1 rRNA gene is annotated in these 242 nt (G+C 50.4%); it reads left to right on the forward strand.

Annotation, left to right across the window (positions count from 1 at the left end):
* Positions 1 to 168: 168 nt before the first annotated feature.
* Positions 169 to 242, forward strand: a 5S ribosomal RNA gene (gene rrf, locus M3593_RS23900); the annotation flags it as partial.

Genomic DNA, 242 nt, shown 5'->3' on the forward strand with positions numbered 1-242 from the left:
TCGACAAGCGCTGGAGGGCCAGCAGTTGAAGTCGTTCTTTGACTTCGGCGGATGGACCGAAGCGACTCGAGAGGCTAGGAGCCGGATCTGGACAATGATCATTCGTTTCTCTTGAATTCTTCTTACACATTATCTAGTTTTGAGGGAATAAAACCTCAAACCAAATAGTCTGGTGGCGATGGCGAGAAGGTCACACCCGTTCCCATACCGAACACGGAAGTTAAGCTTCTCAGCGCCGATGG

Origin of the sequence: Mesobacillus sp. MER 48 (genome assembly GCF_023714225.1) — a bacterium.
GTDB classification, from domain to species: Bacteria; Bacillota; Bacilli; order Bacillales; family Cytobacillaceae; genus Mesobacillus; species Mesobacillus oceanisediminis_A.